We start from the raw sequence: 4,425 nt of genomic DNA on the forward strand, positions 1-4,425 counted from the left end.
GCGCCGGCAGCCGCCGGCTACCCCATGACCTACGACGCCGGCAAGGCGCTGCACGCCGCGGCCAAGGCCAGTGGCAACAGCGACTATGCCGCGCAGTGGGCCGGCCAGGCAGTGCCCCTGGCCAGGGCGATGCCTGCGGCGGAACTGGTTGCCACGTTGACGGCGGAACTGAAAGCAACGCTGGAGCGGCTGAGCGGGTTGAAGGCGGTGCTGGGCTAAGAGGGAGGGATCAGGATCGGGCCGGACGGAGGCCCCCCCGTTCGCGCCGATTCCCTGTCATTCGCCCCCAAATTCCGTCGATTCGGCCCATGCCCATGGCACTGGCACGTGCAGTGGCCTATACATGACGCACCAACACAACCCGCACAATCCACATAGCGAGGTCACTCATGCGTCAGGAATCCATGCGCCCGCCCTTCCCTCCCGCCGACGACAACGCCTGGGCCTATTGGCGCGCCCGCCGCATGGTGCGGGCGCTGCGCGGCTGGTATATCCACCTGCTGGTCTATGTGCTGGTCAATGGCTGGCTGTGGTTCCGCTTCTACTACTTCGGCTCGCCGTCGTGGTCGCACTATCAGACCACGGGCTGGCCCTGGCCGCTGAGCACCACGCTCGGATGGGGGCTGGCGCTGGCGATCCACGGCGGGCTGGTGTGGATGCGCCTGTCGCGCTGGGGCCGCGACTGGGAAGCGCGCAAGATCCAGGAGTTCATGGATCGCCACTGAGCCCCGGCTTCAAGGCAGACGCTACATCTGCCTGAAGCGGTGCACATACGCGCGCGATACCGGCAGTTCGGTATCGCTGTCGCGCATCCGCACGAACAGCCGGCCGCTCTCGTCGCGGCGCGTCCCGGCGACGCATTCCATATTGACGATGGTCGAGCGGTGGACCTGCCAGAACACGTCGGGGTCCAGGCCCTCGGCCAGTTCCGCCAACGGTGTGCGGATCAAGTGCTCGCCGTCCCGCGTATGCACCACCACGTACTTGTCGTCGCTGTGGAAGTACATCACGTCCTGGATCGGCACATGGCTCGTGGTGTTGCCGCGGCTGGCGCGCACCCAGCGCAGCAGGCCGCCACCCTCGGCGCGTGGCTGGCCGCGCGTGAGCTGGCTCAGCAGCTGCGCCAGTTCCGGCATCGGCGCTGCATCCTGGAAGGCCTTGCGCAGCCGCTCCACGGTGCGGGCCAGGCGCTCGTCCGTCACCGGCTTGACCAGATAGTCGACCGCCGCGCGATCGAAAGCATCGAGCGCGAACTCGTCGTATGCGGTGACGAACACCAGCCGCGTATCGGTTTCGATACCCTGCGCCACCTCCAGCCCGGACATGCCCGGCATCTTGATATCGAGAAAGGCCACATCGGGCGCCAGACGCGCGATCGACGCCGCCGCCTCCACGCCGTTCGCGGCCTCTCCCACGATTTGCAGTTCCGGCCACAGCCGGGCCAGCTTGCCGCGCAGGTGGGCGCGCAGGTGTTCCTCGTCGTCTGCGATCAACGCCGTAGGGACGGTGGTGGCGGTGGGGGCGGTGGACATCATGCGGTGTCTCCGGTTCGGAATGCGCGGGGCAGCGGGATCTCGATCAGTACGGCGGTCCCAGGTGACCGCTCCTCGATACGCACGTGGGCGTCACCGTCATACAGCACCGCCAGCCGCTCACGCAGGTTCGACAGGCCCACGCCGGACCCGGCCTTGGGATGAAAGCCCATGCCGTCATCCTCGATCGTCGCCAACATGCGCGGCCCGCGCGACTCCAGCGTGATCCGCAGATGGCCACCTTCGATCTTCGGTTCCAGCCCATGCTTGATGGCGTTCTCCACCACGGGCTGCAGCAGCATCGGCGCCAGCGGCGCGGTGTCGAGCGAGGGATCGACCTCGATCGTGTACTGCAGACGGTCGCCCATGCGGATTTTCAGCAGCGCCAGGTAATCGCGCAGCAGCTTGGCCTCCTGCGCCACCGTGCCTTGGGTGGCGCGGCTGGCCGCCAGTGACGCGCGCAGGTAGGCAATGAAATGCTCGAGCATCAGCGTGGCTTTCTGCGGCGCCGGCTCGATCAGGCTGACCACGTTGGCCAGTGTATTGAACAGGAAGTGCGGCTCGATCTGGGCCTGCAGCAGGCGCATCTGCGCTTCCACGAGCTGCTTTTCCGTGGAGATCGTGCGCACCTGCTCGCGCGCCATGAACTCGGCGATCTTTCGTTCTTCCCAGCTACGGCCGAGCAAACCCACGCGGCTCCACGTCATCATGCCGTGTATGGCCAGCGCGATCCCCCAGCCCATCAGCGGCCCGCCTGACCACGGCCGATGTGGCGACGTCACAAGGTTGATGGTGATCAGCATCGCATTGACCGTCACGTAGACCAGTGCGTGCATGTAGAAGAAGCGCAGCGAGCGCACGCGACGGCGCGCATCGTTGTAGGCGCGCTGCTCGGAGGCGGTTCGCCAGAGTTCGGGGTCTGCGGGGCGCACGGTTGAATGGACGATTCGGATGGTCGGGGACGCGGAATGCTGCGAGGTTACCACCGGCACCCGCCGGAAGGCATCGGACGTCTCGCGGATGAACGGAAAGGCGGCGCCAATGGCCGCTGGCCGGCGCGACTTGCGACACCCGCCGACTTGCGACGCCCGCCACTTGCGCGGATGATGGCGGGTGCCTGCCGCATCGCAACACGCACCGCTTCCGGAGATCTTCGCCCCCATGTCCACCCCGATGTCCGCCCCGACCGCCACCCTGAGCACTTCCTCGCCCTCGCCACGCGATCTCGCGCTGCTGCGCCAGTCGATTGCCCTGTCCGAAGATTCGAAGCAGCGTGGCCGCCATCCGTTCGCGGCGCTGGTGGCCGATGCCCAGGGCAATGTCATCGTCACGGCCGGCAACAACTCGATGCCGCCCGAAGGCGACCCCACCCAGCATGCCGAACTGGTGGCCGCTGCCCGCGCGGCAAAGCTGCTCACGCCAGCCCAGCTCGCGGATTGCACGCTCTACACCAGCGCCGAGCCCTGCTGCATGTGTGCGGGCGCGATCTACTGGACCGGCATCGGGCGCGTGGTCTACGCGCTGTCGGAACATGGGCTGCTGGGCCTGACCGGCGATCATCCGGAGAATCCAACGTTCGCATTGCCATGCCGCGAGGTATTCGCGCGCGGACAGCGTCAGGTCATCGTGCTTGGACCGATGCTGGAAGACGAAGCTGCAGCGCCACATATCGGGTTCTGGGTACCGCATGCGTGAATGGGCCTGAACCCGGCGATTCAAGGCTGATCGGCGCCAGCCTGCTCGATCTCGCCGGCTTCGGCACGCAGGCACGCCATCAATTGCGTGGCGCCCGGCGCCAGTCGCCTGTCCCGCAACGTGATCAGGCCGACCGGGGGCAAATCCACCTCCACCGGCATCGCCAGCACGCGGAAGCGCCCTTCGGCCTCGAGCTGTCGGCCTACGGTCCGCGCGACAAAGCCGACCGCCTGCCGCCGCGCCACGAACGTGGTCACCGCCAGATACGAAGACGACTCCACCCGATCCACCGGGGGTTCGAATCCATGCCGGAAGAACGCCTGCTCGATCTTGACCCGCAGTGAAGCCCAGGGCGGCGGCAGCACCAGCGGGCCGCGCGCCAGATCCGCCCAGCCGGGGCGCTTCTTGCGGGCCAGCGGGTGGTCGGTGGCGACGATGGCAACCATCGGCTCGTCATAGAGCGGTTCGGTCACGAGATCCGGCGCCGCATAGGCTGGCTCCAGCCGCCCGACGATCACGTCGAGCTCAGACAGCCGCAATCGTGGCAGCAGATGCGTGAGATCGCCCTCTTCGATCAGCACCGTGGCGCGCGCCGACTGCTGCTTGAGGCGCGCCACCGCGCCGGCCAGCAACACCGGCAGCGTCGCACCCATCGACCCCACGCGCACTCGGCCTGACGCACCGCTGGCCTCGGCCTCGATCTCGTCACGCGTGACTTCGTACTGGGCCAGCACGGAACGGGCAAAGCGCACCAGCGCCTCACCGGCCGGCGTCGGCTCGGTCCCGCGCGTGGAGCGCGTGAACAGCGCCATACCCATCATCTTTTCGACTTCCACCAGCACCTTTGACACCGCCGGCTGGCTGACTGCCAGGAACTCGGCAGTGCGGCCCAGGTGGCGAAATTCGTCCAGCGCCACCAGCATCTGCAGGTGGCGTAGTTTGATGTTGGAGCGCAACGCGCGGTCGATGTGGGCCATGCTGGCGAGTCTACCTAACCTTTTGGTTATGAAGCAATGCCATTATTTGATTGGATTGTTATGGTTCGCGCCACCACAATCGCCGGCATGGCGACTGGCAGAGCACCAGCCGCATCGAACAACACCGGAGACATCATGACGCAAGGCAACCCCACCAGCCTCATGCGCCGCCGCCTGCTGCTGGGCAGCGCCGCGGCCACCGCCGCTGCCGCCACCGGCAC

The 4,425-nt window shown here is 67.1% G+C and carries 5 protein-coding genes and 1 pseudogene; 3 read left to right on the forward strand and 3 right to left on the reverse strand.

The window, feature by feature from the left end:
* Both D769_RS19995 and D769_RS20000 read left to right on the forward strand, forming a co-directional pair.
* Positions 1 to 219, forward strand: a pseudogene (locus D769_RS19995) (nitronate monooxygenase); the annotation flags it as partial.
* A gap of 185 nt (positions 220 to 404) precedes the next feature.
* Positions 405 to 725 (forward strand): 2TM domain-containing protein, encoded by a 321-nt coding sequence (locus D769_RS20000; RefSeq protein ID WP_024570492.1) that lies wholly within the window; start codon positions 405 to 407, stop codon positions 723 to 725.
* A gap of 21 nt (positions 726 to 746) precedes the next feature.
* Here D769_RS20000 and D769_RS20005 read toward each other — a convergent pair whose 3' ends face one another.
* Positions 747 to 1,535, reverse strand: a complete 789-nt coding sequence (locus D769_RS20005; RefSeq protein WP_008648839.1) for a LytTR family DNA-binding domain-containing protein — start codon at positions 1,533 to 1,535, stop codon at positions 747 to 749.
* Positions 1,532 to 2,695 (reverse strand): histidine kinase, encoded by a 1,164-nt coding sequence (locus D769_RS20010; protein WP_008648840.1) that lies wholly within the window; start codon positions 2,693 to 2,695, stop codon positions 1,532 to 1,534. The genes D769_RS20005 and D769_RS20010 overlap by 4 nt, the downstream gene beginning before the upstream one ends.
* Here D769_RS20010 and D769_RS20015 point away from each other — a divergent pair.
* Entirely contained in the window at positions 2,694 to 3,227 is a 534-nt protein-coding gene (locus D769_RS20015) for a nucleoside deaminase (protein WP_008648841.1), read from the forward strand. The two genes, D769_RS20010 and D769_RS20015, sit on opposite strands and share 2 nt — an antisense overlap.
* 20 nt (positions 3,228 to 3,247) lie before the next feature.
* Here D769_RS20015 and D769_RS20020 read toward each other — a convergent pair whose 3' ends face one another.
* Positions 3,248 to 4,204 carry a LysR substrate-binding domain-containing protein gene (locus D769_RS20020; RefSeq protein ID WP_008648843.1) on the reverse strand — a complete coding sequence of 319 codons (957 nt, stop codon included), beginning with the start codon at positions 4,202 to 4,204 and terminating at the stop codon, positions 3,248 to 3,250.
* Between the last annotated feature and the right edge of the window lie 221 nt (positions 4,205 to 4,425).

Source organism: Cupriavidus sp. HMR-1, from assembly GCF_000319775.1.
GTDB lineage: Bacteria > Pseudomonadota > Gammaproteobacteria > Burkholderiales > Burkholderiaceae > Cupriavidus > Cupriavidus metallidurans.

Excerpts from the sequence above, each read along its gene's own strand:
- D769_RS20000 (WP_024570492.1), top strand. The coding sequence starts at position 405 with ATGCGCCCGCCCTTCCCTCCCGCCGACGACAACGCCTGGGCCTATTGG.
- D769_RS20005 (WP_008648839.1), bottom strand. The coding sequence starts at position 1,535 with ATGATGTCCACCGCCCCCACCGCCACCACCGTCCCTACGGCGTTGATC.
- D769_RS20010 (WP_008648840.1), bottom strand. The coding sequence starts at position 2,695 with ATGGGGGCGAAGATCTCCGGAAGCGGTGCGTGTTGCGATGCGGCAGGC.
- D769_RS20015 (WP_008648841.1), top strand. The coding sequence starts at position 2,694 with ATGTCCACCCCGATGTCCGCCCCGACCGCCACCCTGAGCACTTCCTCG.
- D769_RS20020 (WP_008648843.1), bottom strand. The coding sequence starts at position 4,204 with ATGGCCCACATCGACCGCGCGTTGCGCTCCAACATCAAACTACGCCAC.